The organism is Polaribacter sp. SA4-10 (assembly GCF_002163835.1).
GTDB lineage: Bacteria > Bacteroidota > Bacteroidia > Flavobacteriales > Flavobacteriaceae > Polaribacter.
On sequence record NZ_CP019331.1, the window covers coordinates 1 to 23,188 of the forward strand.

A 23,188-nucleotide genomic window follows, 5' to 3' on the forward strand; every position below is an offset into this window, starting at 1 on the left:
TTTTTAAAAAGAATATTGTAAAATGAAATATTCTGTTTAATTTTCGTTATTCAGTTATACTTTGTTAATTTGTAATAATATGAAAAAAAATTATTGGTTTATTATATTTTCTCTCTACTCAATTTGTAATAATGCGCAAGTTGGTGGTGAAAGTATATATCAATTTTTAAATTTATCTACTTCTGCTAGACAAATTGCTCTAGGGGGTGAAGTATTAACGCTTATGGATGATGTAAATCAACCAATTTGGAATCCTGCTACTATTAATCAAGATATTGATAATAAAATATCTGTTAATTATGCTAGTTTTTTAGCAGGTATTAATGTGGGATCTATTTCTTTTGCAAAACAGCTTACAAGAAGATTTGGAACTTTACATGGGAGTATAAAATATTTAGATTATGGTACTCTAGTTGGTGCGGATGAGCAGGGAAATGAAAATGGTAATTTTAGTGCCAATGATATTGCGATTTCCATAGGATATTCTTTTAATCTTCCTTGGAAACACTTCTATTTAGGGACCAATATGAAGTTCATAAATTCAAATATTAGTAATTATTCCTCAATTGGTATTGCTACAGATATCGGAATTATGTATTACAATCCTTACAAAACATTTTCTTTTACTTTGGTAGCACGAAATGCTGGAACTCAAATAAAATCTTTTAATGGTGAAGTTGAAAAGCTGCCCTTTAAATTGGCATTGGGCGCATCATATCAATTAGAACATGTTCCTTTAAAATGGTATTTGACTTTAGATAATTTACAGCAATGGAATGTTTCTGTACCTAACCCTTCAGATGAAACTACAGATTTAGAAGGAAATGTTACAGAAGAACGTATTGGTTTTATAGGGAATGCATTCAGACATTTTGTTGTTGGAGCAGAATTATTTCCTGAAAGTGCTATTAATTTAAGGTTAGGTTATAATTTTAGAAGAGCCGCAGAATTAAAGTTACAAAATGTTAGAACTTTTAGTGGAATTTCTTTTGGTTTTGGTCTAAAAATGAATAAACTTAAATTGAATTATGCATATTCTAAATTTCATTCTGCAGCAAACGTGAGTACTTTTAGTTTACAAATAGATTTAGATAGAAGATATTAATATATGAAAAAAAAAATTATTATTGCAATTGATGGGTTTTCATCAACAGGTAAAAGTACTATTGCTAAATTATTAGCTAATACATACAATTATATTTATGTAGATACTGGTGCTATGTATAGAGCTGTTACGTTATTTGCAATGAATAACAATCTTGTTGGTAAAGACTTTTTAGAAAAAGAATTGCTTGTTTCAAGTTTAAAAAACATTTCACTTTCGTTTAAAATTAATAAAAAATTGGGCTTTGCCGAAATGTTTTTGAATAACCTTAATGTTGAAAAAGAAATTAGAACTCTTGAAGTTTCTCAATTAGTAAGTAAAGTTTCTGAAATATCTGAAATCAGAAAAAAACTTGTTGCTGAACAACAATTAATGGGAAATAAAAGTGGAATTGTAATGGACGGAAGAGATATTGGAACTGTAGTTTTTCCTAACGCTGAACTTAAATTATTTATGACAGCTTCTGCCGATAAAAGAGCTACAAGAAGGTATAAAGAATTGATTGATAGAGGAGATAATATTAGTTTTGATGATATTCTTTTTAATGTTCAAGAACGAGATAGAATTGACTCTACAAGAGAAGATTCTCCTTTAGTTAAAGCTGATGATGCCATTGAGTTTGATAATTCTGATATGGGAATTAAAGAACAGTTTGATAGAATTTGTGCTTTAGTAGAAAGAAGAATAACTTAATTGTCGAAAATTTATAAATATGCTTAGCTCTGATTGGAACCATTCAAATATCTGTTGATATTTTTAACCTTTTAATGCTGAACTAAATTCAGCATTAAAATATATAGTGTAAAGCAGGAAATAGCTACAAAGAAAATAAGAGACTATACCATTAAGGTATATTTAAATACTTATGTGTCTGAAGTGATATTTTCCATTTTGGATTTTCCATTACATAACCAACTATTTGGGCTGTCATTTTCTCTTTTTTACTCCATTCTGGTTGTAAAAAAAGTTGACATTTTTCACCTACTTTGGCAGCTTGCTCTTCTGCAAAAATAAAGTCAGATTGATTATGAATAATCATTTTTAGTTCATTTGCTTCTCTATAAACTTCGTCTAAAGGCAATTTATTTTTCTTTGGAGAAAGACAAAACCAATCCCATTTTCCTGAAAAGGAATAGGCTCCAGAAGTTTCTATATGCGTTTTTATATTATTTTCTTGAAGTAAATTTGTAATATAATCCATAGACCACATTAAAGGCTCTCCACCAGTAATAACAACAGTTGTAGCATATTTCTTTACATTATCTACAATAGTTTCTGTCAATGTTGGTGGATGTAAATCTGCATTCCAACTTTCTTTAACGTCGCACCAGTGACAACCAACATCACAACCACCAACTCTAATAAAATAAGCAGCAGTTCCTGTGTGAGCCCCTTCACCTTGAATTGTATAAAACTCTTCCATTAAAGGAAGCATAATACCTTTATCTACTAAATTTCTTGTCTTGTTATCCATCATTATTTTATCTACCTATAGAAATTTTCGAGTGCAAAGGTAGTTTTTTGTAAATCAACTAAAAAAGAATAATTAATTAATTCTAATTACTTAATAATCAAATGATTTTTGTAGATTTGCACTCCTTTTTACGATAACAGATTTAAGAAAGGATTTTGATAAAACAATTTATAAAAACAACTCTTTGCGTTTTATTCGTTAAAAATCTGTAAAACAATGAGATACAAAATTATTTTCAGAAATGTCTGAAGAAACAAAAAACACTGAAGAGCAAGTAGTTGCTGCTGAAGTACAAGAAACAGTTGTAGAAACTGTAAATCCAGAACAATTTTTAGCTGATTTTAACTGGCACAGATACGAAGAAGGTATTGACGCTGTTGATGAAACTAAATTAGTAGAATTCGAAAAAGCGTTAGAAGGAACTGTAGGTTTTGTAAACGAACGTGATGTTATCGAAGGAACAATCATCAGAATTAGTGATAGAGATGCAATCATCGATATCAACTCTAAGTCTGAAGGAGTTATTTCTTTAAACGAATTTCGTTACAATCCAGCTTTAGCAGAAGGTGATAAAGTAGAAGTATTAGTAGACAAAAGAGAAGATTCTTCTGGTCAATTAGTATTATCTCACAAAAAAGCAAGAGTAATTAAAGCATGGGAACGTGTTAACAATGCTCATGAAACTGGTGAAGTAGTTAATGGTTTTGTTAAATGTAGAACTAGAGGTGGTATGATTGTAGATGTTTTCGGAATCGAAGCATTCTTACCAGGTTCTCAAATTGATGTTAAACCAATTAGAGATTACGATCAATATGTTGAGAAAACAATGGAATTCAAAGTTGTTAAAATCAACCACGAATTTAAAAACGTTGTTGTATCTCATAAAGCTCTTATTGAAGCTGATATTGAATTACAGAAAAAAGAAATTATTGGTCAATTAGAAAAAGGACAAGTATTAGAAGGTATTGTTAAAAATATTACTTCTTACGGTGTATTTGTTGATTTAGGTGGAGTTGATGGATTAGTTCATATCACAGATTTATCTTGGTCAAGAATTAATCATCCAAACGAAGTTGTAGAATTAGATCAAAAATTAAACGTTGTAATTTTAGACTTTGATGATAATAAATCTAGAATTCAATTAGGATTAAAACAATTATCTGCGCATCCTTGGGAAGCTTTAAATACTGATTTAAAAGTTGGTGATAAAGTAACTGGTGAAGTTGTTGTTTTAGCTGATTATGGAGCATTTGTAGAAGTTGAACAAGGAGTAGAAGGGTTAATTCACGTTTCTGAAATGTCTTGGTCTACGCATTTACGTTCTGCACAAGATTTCGTAAAAGTTGGAGATAAAGTTGAAGCTCAAATTTTAACTTTAGACAGAGAAGACAGAAAAATGTCTTTAGGTATTAAACAATTACATCCAGATCCTTGGACAGATATTATAACTAAATATCCTGTAGGTTCTACGCACACTGGTACTGTAAGAAATTACACAAACTTTGGTGTATTTGTAGAATTAGAAGAAGGAATTGATGGTTTAGTTTATATTTCTGATTTATCTTGGACTAAGAAAATTAAGCATCCTTCAGATTTTGTATCTGTTGGTGATAAATTAGAAGTTCAAGTTTTAGAATTAGATGTTGAGAACAGAAAGTTAAATTTAGGTCATAAACAAACTCAAGATAACCCTTGGGATGAGCATGAAACTACATTTGCAATCGATTCTAAGCATGAAGGAACGATTAAAGAGAAAAACGATAAAGGAGCAGTAGTAACTTTTGCTAATGGAGTAGAAGGATTTGCACCAACTCGTTTCTTAGAAAAAGAAGACGCTTCTAAATTAGATAAAGGAGATACAGTAGAATTTGTAGTTTTAGAATTTTCTAAAGAATACAGAAGAGTTGTAGTTTCTCATACTTCTATCTTTAGAGCAGAAGAAAAGAGAAATGTAAAAGTAGCTACTAAAAAAGCAGCTGAAGCAGAAAAAACTACTTTAGGTGATATTGGTGGTCTTGCAGATCTTAAAAAGAAAATGGAAGCTGGTACTAAGAAGAAATAATTCTTTTTAAAACAAGTCGATATTTATAATATCTTAAAAGCCGATGCTATTTGCATCGGCTTTTTCTTGTTCTGAATTTATTTCAGAATCTTTCTTTTACTACGATAAGAAGTTTTCTTTACGTTTTTTATATTATTAAATTTTAAATTTTACTATTTGGGCGTTCCCTAAAGGTCGGGCTTTTTGTTTCAATCTTTTTAAGCTGAAACAAGTTCAGCATAAAAAGGATTTCCACTTCAATCCCTAACGCAAATTAGTGCTTAAATTTAGTAATATTTTATTTTTAATTGATTTTACAATTCAATAAATTATATTTGCTCTTATTATAAAAAGACATATGACATTAATAAAATCAATATCAGGAATTAGAGGAACCATTGGAGGAAACACAGGTGATAACTTAACACCAATAGATGCTGTAAAGTTTGCTTCTGCTTATGGCGCTTTTATTCTAGATAGAAATAAAGGAAAGGATAATGTAACAGTTGTTATAGGTAGAGATGCTCGTATTTCTGGTAAAATGATAAGTAGTTTGGTTGCTAATACATTGGTTGGTTTAGGTATACATGTTGTTGATTTAGGCTTGTCTACAACACCAACAGTAGAAGTTGCTGTGCCTTTAGAAAATGCCCATGGAGGAATTATTATAACAGCTTCACACAATCCTAAACAATGGAATGCATTGAAGTTATTAAATGAAAAAGGAGAGTTTTTAAATGGAGCAGAAGGTGAGTTAATACTTGAATTAGCAGAAAGTGAAGATTTCTCTTTTGCAGATGTAGATGATTTAGGTTCTTATACAAAAGATGCTACTTATTTAGAAAAGCATGTTCAAGCAGTTTTAAATTTAGAATTAGTAGATGTTGAAGCAATTAAAAAAGCAAATTTTAAAGTTGTTGTAGATGGTGTAAATTCTACAGGAGGAATTTTTATTCCTGCTTTATTAAAAGAATTAAATGTAGCATGTGTAGAATTATATTGCACTCCAAATGGTGAGTTTCCTCATAATCCAGAACCTTTAAAAGAACACTTAACAGATATTTCTGAATTAGTTGTTAAAGAAAAAGCAGATTTAGGAATTGTAGTTGACCCAGATGTAGATAGACTTGCTTTAGTTTCTGAAGACGGTTCTATGTTTGGTGAAGAATATACTTTAGTTGCTTGTGCAGATTATGTTTTAGGAAAATTGGGTGGTGGAAATACAGTTTCAAACCTATCTTCTTCAAGGGCATTAAGAGATGTTACACAAAAACATGGTGGTACTTACACTGCAAGTGCAGTTGGTGAAGTAAATGTGGTGATTAAAATGAAAGAAACCAATACTGTAATTGGTGGAGAAGGAAATGGCGGAATTATATATCCAGCATCGCATTATGGTAGAGATTCTTTAGTTGGTGTCGCTTTATTTTTATCGCACTTAGCAAATAAAAAAATATCTTGTGCAGCATTAAGGGCTTCTTATCCAAGTTATTTTATGAGCAAAAATAAGATTCAATTAACTCCAGAAATAGATGTTGACAATATTTTAGAAACCATGGCTTCTAAATATAAAAATGAAGATGTGAATACTATTGATGGTGTAAAAATTGATTTTGCAGATGAATGGATTCACTTACGTAAATCAAATACAGAACCAATTATCAGAATTTATACAGAAGCAAAATCTCAAAAAGCAGCAGATGATTTGGCAGTAAGGTTTATTGGAGAAATTAAACAAATAATTAAGTAATTAGAACCATTGAAAACAAGAATACTATTTCTACTGATTTTTATTTTTAGCATTTTATCCATAATTGGGCAAGAAAAAGATGCAATACATCAAAAGAAGAAAGTAATAAATAAAGGAAAGTTTTTTCTTTATTGGGGATGGAATTGGGCAAGTTACACCAATTCAGACATTCGGTTTAAAGGAGAAGACTATGATTTTACGTTATCTGAAGTAAGAGCTCAAGATCGACAAACAAAATTTTCCTTCACTAATTATTTTAAACCTTCTAATATATCTATTCCGCAAACCAATTATAGAATTGGTTATTTTTTTAAAGAAAACTATACGGTTTCTATTGGTGTAGACCATATGAAATATGTAATGATTGCAGATCAAAACGTAACTATTAATGGTGCTATTAATATTGGAAATACTAAATACGATGGCACTTATACCGGTCAAGAGATTCAATTAGCCGCTGATTTTCTTAGGTTTGAACATACAGACGGTTTAAACTACTTAAATGTAGAAGTAAAACGTTTTGATAATATTGATCATTGGTTTGGTTTAGACCTAGAAAATTTACAATTAAATTTGACAGAAGGTTTTGGTACAGGGGTTTTGTACCCAAGAACAGACACTTCATTATTAGGAAAAGAAAGACATGATGATTTTCATTTATCTGGATGGGGAATATCTGTAGGAGCAGGATTAAATATTACTTTTTTAAAGCATTTTTATATTCAAACAGATTATAAAATAGGTTATATTAATATGCCAGATATCAAAACATCGTTAAGTTCTGCTGATTCAGCATCACAAAGTTTTTATTTTTTCCAAAATAATATTTTAATAGGAGGAAAATTTAGATTCTTTTAAATAAAATAAGAATGAGTTTAGAAAAATATTTTAATCAATTTAGAGAAAATATAGTTGGTATAAATCAAACATTTTTATCTCCTTATGGAGAGCAAAAAATGGTTTATACAGATTGGACAGCAAGTGGAAGATTATATGGACCAATTGAAGATAAATTAGTAAATAAATTCGGCCCTTTTGTTGCAAATACACATACAGAAACGTCAACTTCTGGAGCTGCCATGACACTTGCTTATCATAAAGCTAGAAATATTATTAAACAACATGTTAATGCAAATAACAATGATGTTTTAATTTCTGCTGGTTCAGGAATGACTGGTGTTGTAAATAAGTTTCAGCGTATTCTTGGATTAAAAATTTGTGATAGCTTAAAAGAATACACCAATGTTCCTGATGAATTAAAGCCTATTGTTTTTATTTCTCATATGGAACATCATTCTAACCAAACTTCATGGTTAGAAACCATTGCAGATGTAGAAATTGTTCCCTGTAATGAAGAAGGTTTACTCTGTTTAAAAAACTTTGAAAAGAGTATTAAAAAACATGAACATAGAAAATTAAAAATAGTTTCTATCACTTCTTGTTCTAATGTTACAGGTATAGAAACAGCGTATCATAAAGTTGCAAAATTAATTCATAAATATAATGGTTTGTGTTTTGTAGATTTTGCTTGTTGCGCTCCTTATGTAGCTATTGATATGCACCCAAAGGAAGAAGATGAATATTTAGATGCAATTTTCTTTTCTCCACATAAATTTTTAGGAGGACCAGGTAGTTCTGGAGTGTTAATTTTTAATAAGAAATTATACAAAAATATTGTACCAGATAATCCTGGAGGAGGAACTGTAAGTTACACAAACCCTTGGGGTGGACATGATTATTTTGATGATGTTGAAACTAGAGAGGATGGAGGAACTCCTGCTTTTTTACAGACCATAAAAATTGCTTTAGCTATTCAGTTAAAAGAGAAAATGGGTGTAGAAAATATCAGAAAAAGAGAAGAAGAAATAAATAAAATAATATTTAAAACACTAGAAAGTTTACCAGATGTAAATATTTTAGCTCCAGATCATAAAGAAAGATTAAGTATTTTTTCTTTCTATTTTAAAAAATATCATTTTAATTTAGTTGTAAAATTATTAAATGATCGATTTGGAATTCAAACAAGAGGAGGATGTTCTTGTGCAGGAACTTATGGTCACTTTTTATTAAATGTAGATCAAGAAACTTCAAATAGAATAAAAAATGAAATCTTACATGGTTGCAATACAGAAAAACCAGGTTGGGTTCGTTTATCAATTCATCCAACAATTAGTTCTGAAGAATTAGAATTTATTTGTAAATCGCTAAAAGAATTATCAGAAAATATAGAAGAATGGTCTACTGATTATGAATATAATTCTATAAAGAATGATTATACTCATAAAACAGTAAAGTCAATAGAAAAAGACTTGGTAGATTCTTGGTTTCAACTGTAATTATTGAAACTCTTTTGGCACTTTGTCTCTGTGCTTAAAACGCTTATGAGACCATAAATACAGTTCTGGTTGCATTTTTATATTTTCTTCTGTGAGGGTCAAATATTGGTCAGTTATTTTATAGTTATCAAACTCTTTGGGCTTATCTGTTATTAGCTGAAATTCTGTTTCATAATAGCCTCTTTTAATTTTTCTGGTTACATAGTTAATAACAACTAAATCAAACCTTTTAGATAACATTTCTGCACCAGTATGAATAGGAACTTTTATGCCAAAAAACTCTTTCCAATAATACGTTTTATGAGGTTGTGGAGATTGGTCACTTAATAAAATATAGGCTCCTTGTTTTTTATTGTTAAAATTTTGCTGCATACCTCTAACAGTATCTGAAGTTTTATAACCATTTATTCCGAATTTTTCTCTAGATTCTCTAACAGCCTTTTCAAAATACTTGTTATTTAGTTTTGTATAAGCGCCATAAACTGGTAAATCTAATACTAAAGATAAACTTATAGACCATTCCCAATTTGCTTGATGTGCTCCAACTAAAGCAATATTTCTTCCTTGCTTAGCAAACTCATTAACCAGTTCTGGGTTTCTGTATTTATAACGTTTTAAAATTTCTTTTTCAGAGATAGAAAAAGCTTTTACACTTTCCATAAATAAATCTGTAAAATGTTTAAAAAATTTCTTAGAAATTAGTTTTAGCTCTTCATCAGATTTTTCTGGAAAAGAAAGTTTTAAATTATCAAAGACAACTTTTTTTCTATATCCAAATACGTAGTAGATTAAGAAATAAAAAAAGTCAGATTTTATATATAAAATCCTCATTGGAAGTCTAGAAAATATCCAGATAAAGGGATAGGTAAGCGCGAAAACTACAAATGCCATATAGTTGTTTTTAGTGATGCAAATATCGTATATAAATTTAAAATGTAATCGTATTACTAAACTGTTTTTTTTGTTATGTTTGTTAGATGATAGAAAATATTAATCAAGCAGTTTTAATAATAATTATAGCCAATGTATTGGTTTCTATGAAAGGGTTTAATGATTATTCTTTTTTGGATACCTATAAGTTTCAAGTAAGTAAAATTTTATCAGGGGAAAAGTTAAGAGCAATTACCTCTGGTTTTTTACATGTAGATTGGATGCATCTTGGTTTTAATATGTATGCTTTATATTTATTTGGAAATATTGTTGCTTCAATTTTAGGGATTCCAGATTTTTTAATCATCTATTTTGGAAGCTTATTAGCAGGTAGTTTGTTTACTTTATATTACCATAAAAAAGAACCTTATTATAGTTCTGTAGGAGCTTCAGGGGCCGTTTCAGGTATTATTTATGCTTCTATTTTATTATATCCAGAAATGGAGCTTTATCTCTTTTTTATTCCAATACCTATTCCTGGTTATATTTTTGGTGTAGGGTATTTACTATATTCTATTTATGGTATGAAAAAGCAATTAGGAAACGTTGGTCATGCAGCCCATTTAGGAGGAGCAATGGGCGGTTTTATATTTACATTATTATTAAACCCAATGGTATTTTCTAATAATAAAATGTTGGTTATAATTTTAGCAATACCCATTATTTTATTACTGCTTTTTGGCGATAAATTGAAAAGTATATAAATAAAAAAAACCGAAACAAATTGTTTCGGTTTTTTTTGAGCGAAAGACCAGGTTCGAACTGGCGACATTCAGCTTGGAAGGCTGACGCTCTACCAACTGAGCTACTTTCGCGTGGTAAAGAGCTGCAAATATAATATCATTTTTTAGTTCTACAACAATTTTTTCATGAAAAAATTAATAAAATTTTTCATCATCTCTTAGCACTTTTAAAAAGTGAAATCCGTAAATATTATAGCCTTCATTATAATAAAATTTATGAGATTTTGGGTTGCTCAGATATGCATTTAGTTCAATTGCTTCGCAACCATTATTTTTTACATGTTTATCAATCCATCTAAAAAATTGTTTACCAAGGTTTTGTCCGCGAAAATTATCATCTATAATTACATGATCTGGCTCTGCAGATTTTCCAATATAATGTCTTGTTGTATACCAAAGACCAGTAATGCCAACTAAGGTGCCATCAACAAACATGCCTACACATTCATAATTTGTGTGTTCAGACATTTCTAGAACACGTTTTTCAAGTAAATCCTTTGGTGTTTTTTGATTTAATTCTGATAAAAGAGGAATTATAGAAAGTATTTCTTCTTTTTTTATAAGCTGAATTGTAGTTGTCATTACAAAATTATTTTCAGCAAAGATATTGTTTGTATCTTAATATTTTAAGTTGAAATAGTGATTTTAACACTGGAATAGCAATGAAAATATATCGTATTGATTCTAACACTATATTAGGACAATAGCTCTCAAACATAAAAAAACCGAAACAACAAAGTTTCGGTTTTTTTTATAATTTACTAGGAAGTGCTACTTGCTATTTTTTTCCTTTCTTTTGTTGCGCTTGTTGTTCTTGCGCTTGTTTCATAGCAGAGTCAATTTTTTGACGGAATTTACTCTTCGTTTTTTCAGGACGTTTTTTGTTTTCTTCTATTTGCGCATGAATTTTATCTTCATCAATTACATAGTTTTTAATAACTAACATAATTGCTATCGTTAATAAATTAGATATAAAGTAATACAAACTTAAACTACTTGCATAGTTGTTAAAGAAAAACAACATCATAATAGGAGAAAAGTAAATCATATACTTCATCATTTTCCCCATATCTGGCATTCCTTCTTGTGTTGGCGCTTGCATGTTTGCTTGCTGACTTTGGTTCATCTTCATGTAAAAGAAGATAGCAATAGAAGCTAAAATTGGAAATAAACTTACGTGATCTCCATAGAAAGGAATCTTAAATGGCAATGTAAAGATGGTATCATAAGAAGATAAATCTGGCGCCCATAAAAAGCTTTCTTGTCTTAACGCTAAGTTTGTTGGAAAGAACTTAAACAATGCAAAGAATACAGGCATTTGTAATACTGCAGGTATACAGCCAGACATCATACTAACACCAGCTTTTCGCTGAATAGCCATGGTTTCTTGCTGACGCTTCATTGCGTTGTCTTTACCAGGATATTTTTCATTTAATGCTGTTAATTCAGGTCTTATCACCTTCATTTTTGCACTAGATAAATAAGATTTATAAACGAGTGGAGACATTATTAAACGAACAACAATGGTCATTAAGATAATAATTAATCCGTAGTTTGATAAAAGTCCTTTTAAGAAATTAAATACAGGGTAAAATACAGTTCTGTTTAAGAAACCAAAAATTCCCCAACCTAAATCTGCAGTTTCATCTAAACCAGTTCCTTCATACGTCTTTAGTAAATTATAATCACTTGGTCCGTAAAACCATTTCATGTTATAATTTAATTCTCCGTTTGTTAAAGCTAGAGGAGTTTTTAACTCAAAACGTTTTGTGAATACCGTATCTATTTCTTCATTTTTAACTAAATCTGTAGAAGTAATTGTTGCGCTATTGAATGGAGTATCACTTAATAAATTTGAACTAAAAAAGTGTTGTTTGTAAGAAACCCAGTTTAAATCATTTATAACTTCAGAATTACCAGGGCTAATATAATCTACTTCACTATCTGCTTTATAATACAACCAAGAATACATTGTATTCTCTGTTTTTAAACTTTTTTCATGTCTGTAACCATCTAAAGACCAATCTAAATTAATTGTATTTGAAGAGTTAATAACACTACTTAAACCTTGAGAACGAATAGAAAAATTAACCATGTAATCTTTTGGTTTCATTTCATATCTGTATTCTAAAAACTGATTATCAGAAACTTTTAATTTCATAGAAAGAATGTTGTTCTCTCCGTTTTTAGATGTAGAAGCTTCAAAAAATAAATCTTTTGTATTTAAAATTCTGTTATCTGTTGTTCCGAAATTGATGTTAAAAGAAGAATTTTTATCTTTTATCATATATAAAGGTAAAGAGTCATGTGTTTTATAATTCTTAATTAAGGCTTCTACAATTTGTCCTCCTTTATTATCTATGGTTAATTTTACAACGTCGTTTTCTAATACCGTAACACCCTCTTTTCCGTTAATTGCACTTTGTGCAAATGCGCCTAATTTATTAGTAAAAGCAACTTGTTTAAGAGAATCGTTCTCAAAAACTGGCTTGTTTACTGTTACCGTATTTTGAGTGTTTGAAGCTTTTGAAGAATCTGTAATTTGCTCTGTTGTAGTCGTTTCTAGAATTTCTTCATCTGGTTTGTTGGTATTCATCCAGTATAATAAAATACCTCCTAATAAAATCATTCCAATAAAGGAAGTAAGATCGAATTTTTTTTGTTCCATATTTTTATAGTGTCAATTTGTCGTCTGTTCAAGAAATAATCTTGCTAAAAAACGTGACAAATGTAATGAAAAAGCAGTTTTTTTAATGTTTTTACTGCTTTAAAGTTTATATTGTAAGGTATTCCAATTAGTATTCTAGTTATTTCTTAGACTGTTTCAATGCTGCTTTAATAAAATCGACAAATAAAGGGTGAGGTTTTAACACCGTACTTTTATATTCTGGATGATATTGTACACCAATAAACCAAGGATGAGAAGTTATTTCTACAACTTCAACTAAACCAGTTTTAGGGTTTATTCCTGTAGCTTTCATTCCTGCAGCTTCAATTTGAGATAAATAATCATTATTAAATTCAAATCGATGTCTGTGTCTTTCGCTAATTAACTCTTGGTTATATGCTTTATATGCTTTAGAATTTTTATAAATTGTACAATCCCAAGCACCTAAACGCATCGTTCCACCTTTTTCTGTAACATTTTTCTGGCTTTCCATTAAGTTAATAACAGGATCTTTTGCGCTTTTATTCATTTCTGTTGAATTCGCACTCTCTAAGCCTAAAACATTTCTAGCATATTCAATAACAGCCATTTGCATTCCTAAACAAATTCCTAAGAAAGGAATGTTATTTTCTCTTGCATATCTTACAGCTCTAATTTTTCCTTCAATACCTCTATCTCCAAAACCAGGCGCCACTAAAATTCCATTTACACCTTTTAGTTTTTTCTCAGCATTTTTAGGAGTCAAGCTTTCTGAATGTACCCAACGTACTTTTACTTTGGTTTCATGTGTAGAACCTGCATGAATAAAAGCTTCTGTTATAGATTTATAAGAATCATGTAGTTCTATATATTTACCAATTAAGGCAATCTCTACTTCATGTTTAGGATTTTTATGTTTTCTTAAAAAGTTATTCCAAACTTTAAGTTCTGGTTCACCTTTAGAAGAAAGCTTTAATTTATTTAAGACAACAGTATCTAAACCTTGTTCTAACATTAAGTTAGGAACATCGTAAATTGTTTCTGCATCTATAGATTGTATAACGTCTTCTTTTTTAACATTACAAAATAATGCTAGTTTACGTTTAATATCATCAGAAATTTCATGTTCTGTTCTACACACTAAAATATCTGGACTCACACCACTTTGCATTAACATTTTTACAGAGTGCTGTGTAGGTTTTGTTTTTAATTCTCCTGCAGCAGCTAAATAAGGAACTAAAGTTAAATGAATAACAATTGCATTTTCTTGACCTTTTTCCCATAATAATTGACGAACAGACTCTACATAAGGTAAAGATTCTATATCTCCAACAGTTCCACCAATTTCAGTAATTACAATATCATAATCTCCAGTTTCTCCTAAAATCTGAATTCTACGCTTAATTTCATCAGTAATATGAGGGATAACTTGAACCGTTTTTCCTAAAAACTCTCCTTTTCGCTCTTTATTTATTACAGATTGATAGATTCTACCCGTAGTAACATTGTTAGCTTGACTGGTTGGAATGTTTAAGTAACGCTCATAATGCCCAAGATCTAAATCTGTTTCTGCACCATCATCCGTTACATAACATTCTCCGTGTTCATAAGGGTTTAGCGTACCTGGATCTATATTAATATACGGATCTAATTTTTGGATAGTTACAGAAAATCCTCTTTCTTGCAATAGTTTAGCTAAAGAAGCGGCAATAATTCCTTTTCCTAGTGATGAAGTTACGCCTCCAGTTACAAAAACGTATTTAGTGTTGTGCATGCTATTATTAGGTTTGGGCAAAAGTACTAACTCTAAATTTTCTGTCAAATAAAAAGAGGTATTTATTTTTTATAACTTCAAAAGTTACTTCAATTTTAAAGTTAATATAAGTGGCATGGTTTTGGACGAGACAAAATAAAAAATATAATTTTGAAAAAAAAATTACTTTTATTAAGTGTTTTAATGTTATCAAGCTGTGCTATTATTTTTCCAAAAGTATTTCAACGTAAACCAGCAAATTTTAGTTTAGAGAATTTATGGTTTAATACACAATTAGATTATAATAATAGTTCCCGCTATTTACTAAATACGACTCAACTAAACTATAATGCGTTAAATAGCGATGGTTATAATGAACATTTATTAAATTTTTTCTCTAAGAAGGTTGGGCATAATACGTTGACTAGAGAAAATTATAAAACTACAGATCATAAAGTAATCTTTCCTTTCACAATAGAATATGATCTTACAAAAGAGAATATTGAGCTTTTACAAAAAACAACAGATTTAGATTATATTATTTTATCTAAAATATTGATTCCTAATCAAATTAATAATAATCCAAAATATGAATCATTAAAATATAGATCAGGTTTATTAGCCGGTTCTGTTGTCTTTCTTAAAATTTTTGATATTAAAAATCACAATGTTTTAATAGATATGAGATGTAAAAGTGCTGTTTATGACAAGGAGAACTTTAATTTTGATACAAATAGTTATGAAAAAGACACAAAAATATCAACTTATAAAAGTGAAGAACAGTTGGTCAAAAAGTGTTTTAAAAGAATTTTTAGCAGAATTGAATAATTTTTTATTTTTTTTTGAAATAGTGTTTGTCAAAAATAAAAACAGTTGTATATTTGCACACGCTTTTAACAAGGTGAAAATTGTTAAGTAATAAATATTAATACACAAGACTTTTAAAAATACATATAATGCCGAAAAGAACTTACCAACCATCAAAGAGAAAGAGAAGAAACAAACACGGTTTCAGAGAAAGAATGGCTTCTGCTAACGGTAGAAAAGTCTTAGCACGTAGAAGAGCAAAAGGAAGAACAAAAGTTTCTGTTTCTTCAGAAACTAGACATAAAAGATAATGATTAACAATTGTTAATATATTAGGTGTTACTTTTTTAAGTAACACCTTTTTTTATACCCAAGCACTAACTATTTTTGTAAACTAATATAACACACAACTAGACATGCCAAAAAGAAAAGACCTTAACTCCGTTTTAATTATTGGTTCAGGACCTATAGTAATCGGACAAGCCTGTGAATTTGATTATTCGGGTTCACAATCCTTACGTTCTTTAAGAGAAGATGGAATCGAAACTGTTCTAATTAACTCAAATCCTGCAACTATTATGACAGACCCTTCAATGGCTGATCATATTTATTTGCTGCCTTTAACAACAAAATCTATTATTCAAATTTTAAAAGAGCATCCACAAATTGACGCTGTTTTGCCAACAATGGGTGGGCAAACTGCATTAAATTTATGTATTGAAGCAGATGCAAAGGGAATTTGGGAAGATTTTAATGTAAAATTAATAGGTGTAGATATAGACGCTATTAATGTTACTGAAGATAGAGAACAGTTTAGAGAACTAATGTTAAAAATTGGTGTGCCAATGGCACCTCAAGCAACAGCAACATCATTTTTAAAGGGTAAAGAAATTGCCCAAGAATTTGGTTTTCCATTAGTTATTAGATCTTCTTATACTTTAGGAGGTGCAGGAGCATCTATTGTTTACAAGCCAGAAGATTTTGACCAGTTATTAAGTTTCGGTTTAGAAGCATCGCCAATACATGAGGTGATGATTGATAAAGCAATGATGGGATGGAAAGAATACGAATTAGAATTATTAAGAGATAAAAACGACAATGTTGTAATTATCTGTTCTATCGAAAATATGGATCCGATGGGAATTCATACTGGAGATTCTATAACAGTTGCCCCAGCAATGACACTTTCTGATAAAACGTTTCAGAAAATGCGTGATATGGCAATTCACATGATGCGTTCTATTGGAGATTTTGAAGGTGGATGTAACGTTCAGTTTGCAGTTTCACCAGATGAAAAAGAAGATATTATTGCTATCGAAATTAATCCACGTGTTTCTCGTTCATCCGCTTTAGCGTCTAAAGCAACAGGATATCCTATTGCTAAAGTAGCTACAAAATTAGCAATTGGTTATACATTAGATGAATTAGAAAACGGAATTACAAAATCTACATCCGCTTTATTTGAGCCAACGTTAGATTATGTGATTGTAAAAATTCCTCGTTGGAATTTTGACAAATTCGAAGGATCAGATAGAACTTTAGGATTGCAAATGAAATCTGTTGGTGAGGTAATGGGAATTGGACGTTGTTTCCAGGAAGCATTGCACAAAGCAACACAGTCTCTAGAAATTAAGAGAAATGGTTTAGGTGCAGATGGAAAAGGCTACACAGATTACAACCAAATTATAGAGAAGTTAACCAATGCAAGTTGGGACCGTGTTTTTGCTATTTATGATGCCATTGCTATCGGTATTCCTTTGAGCAAGATTCATGATATCACAAAAATTGATATGTGGTATTTAAAGCAATATGAAGAATTATTTCAATTGCAGAAAGAAATTTCTAAATATACAATTGATACCATAGAAAGAGACTTATTGTTAGAGGCGAAACAAAAAGGATACGGAGATAGACAAATAGCGCACATGTTGCGTTGTTTAGAAAGTCAGGTATATACAAAGAGAGAAGAATTAAAAGTACAACGTGTTTTTAAATTGGTAGACACGTGTGCTGCTGAATTTAAAGCAAAAACGCCTTATTATTATTCAACTTTCGAAAATGAAATTGAAACTGCAGACGGCGAAATTATTATTGCAAACGAAAGTATTGTTACCCCTAAAAAGAAAATAGTTGTTTTAGGTTCTGGCCCAAATAGAATAGGACAAGGAATTGAGTTCGATTATTGTTGTGTTCATGGAGTTTTAGCAGCTGCAGAATGTGGTTATGAAACAATTATGATTAACTGTAATCCTGAAACGGTTTCTACAGATTTTGATACTGCTGATAAATTATACTTTGAACCTATTTTTTGGGAACATATTTATGATATTATTCGTCATGAAAAACCAGAAGGAGTTATTGTTCAATTAGGAGGACAAACTGCATTGAAATTAGCGGAAAAATTAACTAAATACGGCATTAAAATTATAGGAACTTCCTTTGAAGCTTTAGATTTAGCTGAAGATAGAGGTAGTTTTTCTACGCTTTTAAAAGACAACAATATTCCATATCCAGAATTCGGAATTGCAGAAACTGCAGATGAAGCTTTGGTGTTAGCAGATGAATTAGATTTCCCGATTTTAGTTAGACCTTCTTATGTTTTAGGAGGACAAGGAATGAAAATTGTGATAAATAAAGAAGAACTTGTTGAACATGTTGTTGATTTATTAGGGAGAATGCCAGGTAATAAATTATTGTTAGATCATTATTTAGATGGCGCCATAGAGGCCGAAGCAGATGCAATATGTGATGCTGATGGAAATGTGTATATTATCGGAATTATGGAACATATAGAGCCTTGTGGAATTCACTCAGGAGATTCTAATGCGATGTTACCTGTATTTAATTTAGGTGATTTAGTAATGCAACAAATTAAAGATCATACACATACAATTGCAAGAGAATTAAAAACGGTTGGGTTGATTAATGTTCAGTTTGCGATAAAACATGATATCGTATATATTATTGAAGCAAATCCTAGAGCTTCTAGAACAGTGCCTTTTATTGCAAAAGCATACAAAGAACCGTATGTAAATTATGCAACGAAAGTAATGTTAGGTCATAATAAAGTAACAGACTTTAACTTTAATCCTCAGTTAGAAGGGTATGCAATTAAGCAACCTGTATTTTCTTTTAATAAGTTTCCTAATGTTGATAAAAAATTAGGACCAGAAATGAAATCTACAGGAGAAAGTATCTTATTTATAGATAGTTTAAAAGATGATGAGTTCTACAATTTATATTCAAGAAGAAAAATGTACTTGAATAAATAGTATACAATTTATATAGGATTAAAAAAGCGACCAAATTGGTCGCTTTTTTTTGTTATAGGAAAATAAAATATGGCAATAGTCAACTTAAAATATTGTTGCAATCTAAAGCTTCAGATGAAATAATTATAACTAAAAATAAGACTTCAGAATTTAAATAATGGTTAAATATGTAGTTTCATTTTTGTTAATAAAAGAGACAAACTGAGTTACTTTTCAATTCTTTTTTTTCTTTTTAATCAGTTTTACTCCCTTTTATAGAGGTTCATAGTTTGTCAAACTTTTTATTTTACTTACTTTAGAGAACAAATAGAAATTGAACGTTTATGAAAAGCAATTTAAAATTTACAAATTATTTTTTTATACTATTAATAAGTATTTTATGTAGTGCTTGTTTAACAAATGTTGAAGAAGAAATTATAGATGATGGAGGTTATTCTCCTTGCGAAACGATTACGTATACTTTAAGTATAAAACCTATAATAGATAATAATTGTGTTCAATGTCATAGTTCAGCAGGTAATTCCCCTAATTTAACCACCTATAATGGTATCAGTGCAAATGCTAGTATTGTAAAAGCAGAAGTATCTAGTAGAAGAATGCCACAAGGAAGCGCAATAACTAATGATGAAATTAATGCGATTAGCTGTTGGGTTGATAATGGAGCATTAAACAACTAATATTAGAAATTATGAAGGTTAAAAAAATCATCATTGGAATTCTTGCTTTAGTAATTATTGGAGCTTTTATTGCCTATAAAATATATAACAAACCACATGTAAATGTTGAAGAAGCATCAGCTGATATTTCTATTACTGCAGATAAAATTTTAAACGATTTTTCTTCGGATGAAAATTCAGCAAATTTAAAATATTTAGACAAAATTATTGAAGTAAAAGGAGTTGTTTCTGAAATAAATATTGAAAAAGGAATTATTACTATAGAAACAAATGACGATTTTGGTAGTGTACTTTGTCACCTATCCGAAGAGGCTAGTAGAAAAATTAGTAGATTACAAGAATTACAAATAATTGTGGTAAAAGGAATTTGTACAGGCTATTTAATGGACGTAATTCTAGTGAAATGCGAATTTATTAATCAATAAAATCAATCAACTATGAAAACTCTAATAACATTCTTTTGCTGTTTTATATTTGTAACAGTATCTAATAGTCAAGAAAGATATTTAACTAAAAATGGAGGCATTACTTTTTATTCAAAAATGCCATTGGAAGATATTAAAGCAGATAATAATCAAGTTTTAAGTATTATTGATGCTTCTTCTGGAAAAATGGCAATTTCTATTTTAATGAAATCATTTATGTTTAAGAAAGCATTAATGCAAGAACACTTTAACGAGAATTATGTGGAATCAGACAAGTTTCCAAAAGCAACTTTTAAAGGAACTATTTTAAATTTTAATGCAATTAAAGAAGCTACAACAAAACAGGAAGTAAAGGGAGTTTTAACAATTCATGGAGTTTCAAAAGAAATAACAATTGATGCAAGTTTTATGAAAACAAAAGAAACGATATTGGTAGATGGAGATTTTATTATTGCCTTAGATGAATTTAATATAGAAATTCCTGCTGTGGTGGCTAAAAATATTGCCAAAAAAATAAAAGTGAGTTTTAATTTTAATCACAAACCTTACAAGAAATAATATTATGAAAAAGTTACTACTAGCCATTTTTTTAATTTCTATAAGTTCTCATATCTTTTCTCAGGATGATTTGTTAGATATTTTAGACAATGAAACATCCGAAAATAAAGCAGAAGATATTGTTACTGCAACTTTTAAAGGAACACGAATTATAAACGGCCATTCAATTGAAAATAGAAAAGACAAAGAGTTAGAGTTTATTATCTCTCATAGATTCGGAAGAATAAACTTAGGTTTTGATGAGCTTTTTGGGTTAGATCAATCTAACATTCGGTTTTCTCTAGAATATGGTTTAAATGATAATTTAACCGCTGGTTTTGGTAGATCTAGTTTTGAAAAAACGTATGATAGTTTTTTAAAATACAGTTGGTTAAAACAAAAGAAAGGAGAAAAATCATTTCCTTTTGCGGTATCACTTTTTGGAAGTATGGCGGTAAAAACTTTAAAAGATTATGATCCAGCAGACAAAAGAACATTTGCTGAAAGTTTATTTTATGTTGGGCAGGTGCTAATTGCCAGAAAAGTTAGTCAATCTTTTTCATATCAAATAACACCTACTTATATTCACAGAAATACTGTAAAAATTGATGCAGATCCTCATGATATTTTTGCAGTTGGCTTTGGAAGCCGCATAAAAGTAAGTAAAAGAGTCTCTATAAACGGCGAGTATTATTATGCTTTTGATGAGTCTAAATCTATTAATGCAAGAAATTCTTTGGCTTTTGGTATAGATATAGAAACCGGAGGACATGTTTTTCAACTTATTTTATCGAATGCAATTACTATGATTGAAAAAAGTTTTATTTCAGAAACTACAGGTAATTTCTTTGGTGGAGATATCCACTTTGGATTTAATATTTCAAGAACTTTTTAATTCTTAAAATATAATTTTGATGAAGATTGAAGATTGTTTTTTAGAAAATAAAAGCCAATAAGCGATAAATAATACTTTTATAATTATTCATTTTTGTAATATTTATTCAGCATGTCATTATTTTATGTGTGACTGTTTAAATATAACGATTGAATTTTGATTATTTAGTGTTTATCTAAAAGAATGATTTTAGAATTACTGTTTTCAAATAAATGAAGATAATCATCAGCTTTAAATATTTTACTACTAAATCGAGAGGTTCTATTTCTTCCTTCTTCTTGCCTTTTAATACTTCTTGCAAATCTTCTAATTTCATTTTTAGAAGTTAAAATAATTCCCGGAACTGGAGCACTTTTTCCATTTTCATCTTTTGCAACCATCGTAAAATAAGAAGAATTACAATGTTTTTTTTCACCAGTTCTAATATTTTCAGACTCTACTCTTAAACCAACAACCATAGAGGTTCTTCCTGTGTAGTTTATAGAGGCACTCATAGTAACTAATTCACCTACTTCTATGGGGTTTAAGAAATCTACTTTGTTTACAGAAGCTGTTACACAATAATTGCCAGAATGTTTAGAAGCACAAGCAAATGCAATTTGATCCATTAAATTTAAAATATGACCTCCATGTATTTTTCCGCTAAAATTAGAATGTGATGGTAACATTAACTGGGTGATTGTAACTTGAGATTCACGAATATTTTTAAATTTATTTTTTATTTCATCCATAATTCAAAAATACAATTCTTTTTTTTCGATGAGTTTAAAAATCACTAAAAAGGAATAGTTTTTAACTAAAAATATTTCTTTTAAAAATTCATTATTTCCGTTTTTACCACCTTTTTATTTTAATAAAGCATTAATATTTGTTTTATTTGTTTTGAAATTGATAGATTATTTCATTAAATTTAAACTTTTATAATAAATATTAAGAATTTATCAATAAAAAAGAATCTTAACTAAAAAAAATAAAATCAAGACTTATGAAAAAACATTACTTTTTTAAATTATTATTATTGATGATTCCTTTTTCAGCATTTTTATTAATTTCAAGTTCGGGTGGTAGAGATGATGGCCGCTCTGGCTCTCCTGGTGATGGAGGTGCTAGTTGTACAGCTTGTCATGCTGGTAACGCAGACCTTGGGGCTTCAGCATCAATTACAACAAATATACCTGCAGCTGGGTATGATTTAAATACTGATTATACAATAACAGTAAACTCAACTTCATCTTCTTCAAAATTAGGATTTCAACTAACTGCTGAAAATGGTTCTGACACTAAAGTAGGTTCTTTTGTGGCTGGTTCTGGATCTAGAGTAACTGGACAAAGAATTACACAATCTAGTCCTTCAACTACTGGAGATTGGTCTTTTACTTGGAAATCGCCAGCAACAAATGAAGGAAGTGTTACATTTTATACAGCAGTAAATGCAACAAATGGTAATGGAGGGACTTCTGGTGATCAAGTTGTTCTTGCAAATACGGCTGTTGGAGTTTTAGGCATTTCAGATGTAAAACGTTTAGACTTTGATGTGTATCCAAACCCATCATCAGAAAACGTAACATTTCAGTTACCTTCTGGTTCAGAGAGAGCTACAGTAGAATTTTATGATTATTTAGGAAGATTGTCATTATCTGATAAAGTATCAATTTCTAATAGTAAAATTAATGTACAAGACTTAAGTTCTGGTGTTTATATTATAAAAGTCCTTACGGATGATAAAATAGGAAGCCAAAAGTTTATCAAAAAATAAATTTTTAATTCAAATTTTTCTAAAACCGATTGTATTTGTA

21 protein-coding genes and 1 tRNA gene are annotated in these 23,188 nt (G+C 29.6%); 15 read left to right on the forward strand and 7 right to left on the reverse strand.

Annotation, left to right across the window (positions count from 1 at the left end):
* Positions 1-79 precede the first annotated feature (79 nt).
* Together porQ and cmk are read left to right on the forward strand one after the other, a co-directional pair.
* The gene (gene porQ, locus BTO04_RS00005) at positions 80-1,105 is read left to right on the forward strand and encodes a type IX secretion system protein PorQ (RefSeq protein ID WP_087562537.1); all 1,026 of its coding nucleotides are present in this window, start codon (positions 80-82) and stop codon (positions 1,103-1,105) included.
* Positions 1,106-1,108: 3 nt separating this feature from the next.
* On the forward strand, positions 1,109-1,798 hold the full coding sequence (cmk, locus tag BTO04_RS00010; RefSeq protein ID WP_087562538.1) for a (d)CMP kinase: 690 nt from the start codon (positions 1,109-1,111) through the stop codon (positions 1,796-1,798).
* 151 nt (positions 1,799-1,949) lie between these two features.
* On the opposite strand, the gene BTO04_RS00015 is transcribed toward cmk, so the two are convergent.
* Positions 1,950-2,579 (reverse strand): 7-carboxy-7-deazaguanine synthase QueE, encoded by a 630-nt coding sequence (locus BTO04_RS00015; protein ID WP_087562539.1) that lies wholly within the window; start codon positions 2,577-2,579, stop codon positions 1,950-1,952.
* Between the two features lie 241 nt (positions 2,580-2,820).
* Here BTO04_RS00015 and rpsA point away from each other — a divergent pair, with 241 nt between their 5' ends.
* The 4 genes from rpsA to BTO04_RS00035 all read left to right on the forward strand — a co-directional run bounded on the left by rpsA (position 2,821) and on the right by BTO04_RS00035 (position 8,706).
* The gene (gene rpsA / locus BTO04_RS00020; protein WP_087562540.1) at positions 2,821-4,641 is read left to right on the forward strand and encodes a 30S ribosomal protein S1; all 1,821 of its coding nucleotides are present in this window, start codon (positions 2,821-2,823) and stop codon (positions 4,639-4,641) included.
* 337 nt (positions 4,642-4,978) lie between these two features.
* Positions 4,979-6,370, forward strand: a complete 1,392-nt coding sequence (gene glmM, locus BTO04_RS00025) for a phosphoglucosamine mutase (protein WP_087562541.1) — start codon at positions 4,979-4,981, stop codon at positions 6,368-6,370.
* A gap of 9 nt (positions 6,371-6,379) precedes the next feature.
* The gene (locus BTO04_RS00030; protein ID WP_232455915.1) at positions 6,380-7,228 is read left to right on the forward strand and encodes a hypothetical protein; all 849 of its coding nucleotides are present in this window, start codon (positions 6,380-6,382) and stop codon (positions 7,226-7,228) included.
* 11 nt (positions 7,229-7,239) lie between these two features.
* Positions 7,240-8,706, forward strand: a complete 1,467-nt coding sequence (locus BTO04_RS00035; RefSeq protein ID WP_087562542.1) for an aminotransferase class V-fold PLP-dependent enzyme — start codon at positions 7,240-7,242, stop codon at positions 8,704-8,706.
* Here BTO04_RS00035 and BTO04_RS00040 read toward each other — a convergent pair whose 3' ends face one another.
* A complete protein-coding gene (locus BTO04_RS00040) occupies positions 8,707-9,597 on the reverse strand; it encodes a lysophospholipid acyltransferase family protein (RefSeq protein ID WP_087562543.1) in 891 nt (296 codons plus the stop codon).
* A gap of 86 nt (positions 9,598-9,683) precedes the next feature.
* Here BTO04_RS00040 and BTO04_RS00045 point away from each other — a divergent pair, with 86 nt between their 5' ends.
* Positions 9,684-10,340 carry a rhomboid family intramembrane serine protease gene (locus BTO04_RS00045; protein ID WP_087562544.1) on the forward strand — a complete coding sequence of 219 codons (657 nt, stop codon included), beginning with the start codon at positions 9,684-9,686 and terminating at the stop codon, positions 10,338-10,340.
* Between the two features lie 38 nt (positions 10,341-10,378).
* On the opposite strand, the gene BTO04_RS00050 is transcribed toward BTO04_RS00045, so the two are convergent.
* The 4 genes from BTO04_RS00050 to BTO04_RS00065 all read right to left on the reverse strand — a co-directional run bounded on the left by BTO04_RS00050 (position 10,379) and on the right by BTO04_RS00065 (position 14,800).
* A tRNA-Gly gene (locus BTO04_RS00050) sits at positions 10,379-10,451 on the reverse strand.
* A 63-nt stretch (positions 10,452-10,514) separates the two neighbouring features.
* Positions 10,515-10,961, reverse strand: coding sequence for a GNAT family N-acetyltransferase (locus BTO04_RS00055; protein ID WP_087562545.1), 447 nt, complete (start codon positions 10,959-10,961; stop codon positions 10,515-10,517).
* A 196-nt stretch (positions 10,962-11,157) separates the two neighbouring features.
* Positions 11,158-13,047, reverse strand: a complete 1,890-nt coding sequence (gene yidC / locus BTO04_RS00060) for a membrane protein insertase YidC (RefSeq protein WP_087562546.1) — start codon at positions 13,045-13,047, stop codon at positions 11,158-11,160.
* Between the two features lie 139 nt (positions 13,048-13,186).
* A complete protein-coding gene (locus BTO04_RS00065; RefSeq protein WP_087565280.1) occupies positions 13,187-14,800 on the reverse strand; it encodes a CTP synthase in 1,614 nt (537 codons plus the stop codon).
* A 150-nt stretch (positions 14,801-14,950) separates the two neighbouring features.
* Here BTO04_RS00065 and BTO04_RS00070 point away from each other — a divergent pair, with 150 nt between their 5' ends.
* The 7 genes from BTO04_RS00070 (at position 14,951) to BTO04_RS00100 (ending at position 21,392) form a co-directional block, all read left to right on the forward strand.
* Entirely contained in the window at positions 14,951-15,607 is a 657-nt protein-coding gene (locus BTO04_RS00070; RefSeq protein ID WP_087562547.1) for a hypothetical protein, read from the forward strand.
* A gap of 128 nt (positions 15,608-15,735) precedes the next feature.
* The gene (gene rpmH, locus BTO04_RS00075) at positions 15,736-15,897 is read left to right on the forward strand and encodes a 50S ribosomal protein L34 (protein WP_087562548.1); all 162 of its coding nucleotides are present in this window, start codon (positions 15,736-15,738) and stop codon (positions 15,895-15,897) included.
* Between the two features lie 105 nt (positions 15,898-16,002).
* Positions 16,003-18,858, forward strand: coding sequence for a carbamoyl-phosphate synthase large subunit (gene carB / locus BTO04_RS00080; RefSeq protein ID WP_087562549.1), 2,856 nt, complete (start codon positions 16,003-16,005; stop codon positions 18,856-18,858).
* Positions 18,859-19,181: 323 nt separating this feature from the next.
* Positions 19,182-19,535, forward strand: a complete 354-nt coding sequence (locus tag BTO04_RS00085; RefSeq protein ID WP_087562550.1) for a cytochrome c — start codon at positions 19,182-19,184, stop codon at positions 19,533-19,535.
* 11 nt (positions 19,536-19,546) lie between these two features.
* On the forward strand, positions 19,547-19,960 hold the full coding sequence (locus BTO04_RS00090) for a hypothetical protein (protein WP_198342085.1): 414 nt from the start codon (positions 19,547-19,549) through the stop codon (positions 19,958-19,960).
* A 12-nt stretch (positions 19,961-19,972) separates the two neighbouring features.
* Positions 19,973-20,518: a YceI family protein gene (locus BTO04_RS00095; protein WP_087562552.1), complete on the forward strand. Its 546-nt coding sequence runs from the start codon at positions 19,973-19,975 to the stop codon at positions 20,516-20,518.
* Positions 20,519-20,522: 4 nt separating this feature from the next.
* On the forward strand, positions 20,523-21,392 hold the full coding sequence (locus tag BTO04_RS00100; protein ID WP_087562553.1) for a DUF5777 family beta-barrel protein: 870 nt from the start codon (positions 20,523-20,525) through the stop codon (positions 21,390-21,392).
* A gap of 164 nt (positions 21,393-21,556) precedes the next feature.
* Here the strand turns inward: BTO04_RS00100 and BTO04_RS00105 are convergent, their stop codons facing one another.
* Positions 21,557-22,123, reverse strand: a complete 567-nt coding sequence (locus BTO04_RS00105; protein ID WP_198342086.1) for an acyl-CoA thioesterase — start codon at positions 22,121-22,123, stop codon at positions 21,557-21,559.
* A 254-nt stretch (positions 22,124-22,377) separates the two neighbouring features.
* Here BTO04_RS00105 and BTO04_RS00110 point away from each other — a divergent pair, with 254 nt between their 5' ends.
* On the forward strand, positions 22,378-23,148 hold the full coding sequence (locus tag BTO04_RS00110) for a choice-of-anchor V domain-containing protein (RefSeq protein ID WP_087562554.1): 771 nt from the start codon (positions 22,378-22,380) through the stop codon (positions 23,146-23,148).
* Positions 23,149-23,188 lie beyond the last annotated feature (40 nt).

What these genes read in the sequence shown, in the direction of transcription:
- rpmH (WP_087562548.1), top strand. Translation starts at nt 15,736, where the DNA reads ATGCCGAAAAGAACTTACCAACCATCAAAGAGAAAGAGAAGAAACAAA.
- carB (WP_087562549.1), top strand. Translation starts at nt 16,003, where the DNA reads ATGCCAAAAAGAAAAGACCTTAACTCCGTTTTAATTATTGGTTCAGGA.
- BTO04_RS00045 (WP_087562544.1), top strand. Translation starts at nt 9,684, where the DNA reads ATGATAGAAAATATTAATCAAGCAGTTTTAATAATAATTATAGCCAAT.
- BTO04_RS00105 (WP_198342086.1), bottom strand. Translation starts at nt 22,123, where the DNA reads ATGGATGAAATAAAAAATAAATTTAAAAATATTCGTGAATCTCAAGTT.
- BTO04_RS00065 (WP_087565280.1), bottom strand. Translation starts at nt 14,800, where the DNA reads ATGCACAACACTAAATACGTTTTTGTAACTGGAGGCGTAACTTCATCA.
- glmM (WP_087562541.1), top strand. Translation starts at nt 4,979, where the DNA reads ATGACATTAATAAAATCAATATCAGGAATTAGAGGAACCATTGGAGGA.
- cmk (WP_087562538.1), top strand. Translation starts at nt 1,109, where the DNA reads ATGAAAAAAAAAATTATTATTGCAATTGATGGGTTTTCATCAACAGGT.
- BTO04_RS00055 (WP_087562545.1), bottom strand. Translation starts at nt 10,961, where the DNA reads ATGACAACTACAATTCAGCTTATAAAAAAAGAAGAAATACTTTCTATA.
- BTO04_RS00110 (WP_087562554.1), top strand. Translation starts at nt 22,378, where the DNA reads ATGAAAAAACATTACTTTTTTAAATTATTATTATTGATGATTCCTTTT.
- yidC (WP_087562546.1), bottom strand. Translation starts at nt 13,047, where the DNA reads ATGGAACAAAAAAAATTCGATCTTACTTCCTTTATTGGAATGATTTTA.
- BTO04_RS00035 (WP_087562542.1), top strand. Translation starts at nt 7,240, where the DNA reads ATGAGTTTAGAAAAATATTTTAATCAATTTAGAGAAAATATAGTTGGT.
- BTO04_RS00085 (WP_087562550.1), top strand. Translation starts at nt 19,182, where the DNA reads ATGAAAAGCAATTTAAAATTTACAAATTATTTTTTTATACTATTAATA.
- BTO04_RS00100 (WP_087562553.1), top strand. Translation starts at nt 20,523, where the DNA reads ATGAAAAAGTTACTACTAGCCATTTTTTTAATTTCTATAAGTTCTCAT.
- BTO04_RS00040 (WP_087562543.1), bottom strand. Translation starts at nt 9,597, where the DNA reads ATGGCATTTGTAGTTTTCGCGCTTACCTATCCCTTTATCTGGATATTT.
- BTO04_RS00090 (WP_198342085.1), top strand. Translation starts at nt 19,547, where the DNA reads ATGAAGGTTAAAAAAATCATCATTGGAATTCTTGCTTTAGTAATTATT.
- BTO04_RS00095 (WP_087562552.1), top strand. Translation starts at nt 19,973, where the DNA reads ATGAAAACTCTAATAACATTCTTTTGCTGTTTTATATTTGTAACAGTA.
- BTO04_RS00015 (WP_087562539.1), bottom strand. Translation starts at nt 2,579, where the DNA reads ATGGATAACAAGACAAGAAATTTAGTAGATAAAGGTATTATGCTTCCT.
- porQ (WP_087562537.1), top strand. Translation starts at nt 80, where the DNA reads ATGAAAAAAAATTATTGGTTTATTATATTTTCTCTCTACTCAATTTGT.
- rpsA (WP_087562540.1), top strand. Translation starts at nt 2,821, where the DNA reads ATGTCTGAAGAAACAAAAAACACTGAAGAGCAAGTAGTTGCTGCTGAA.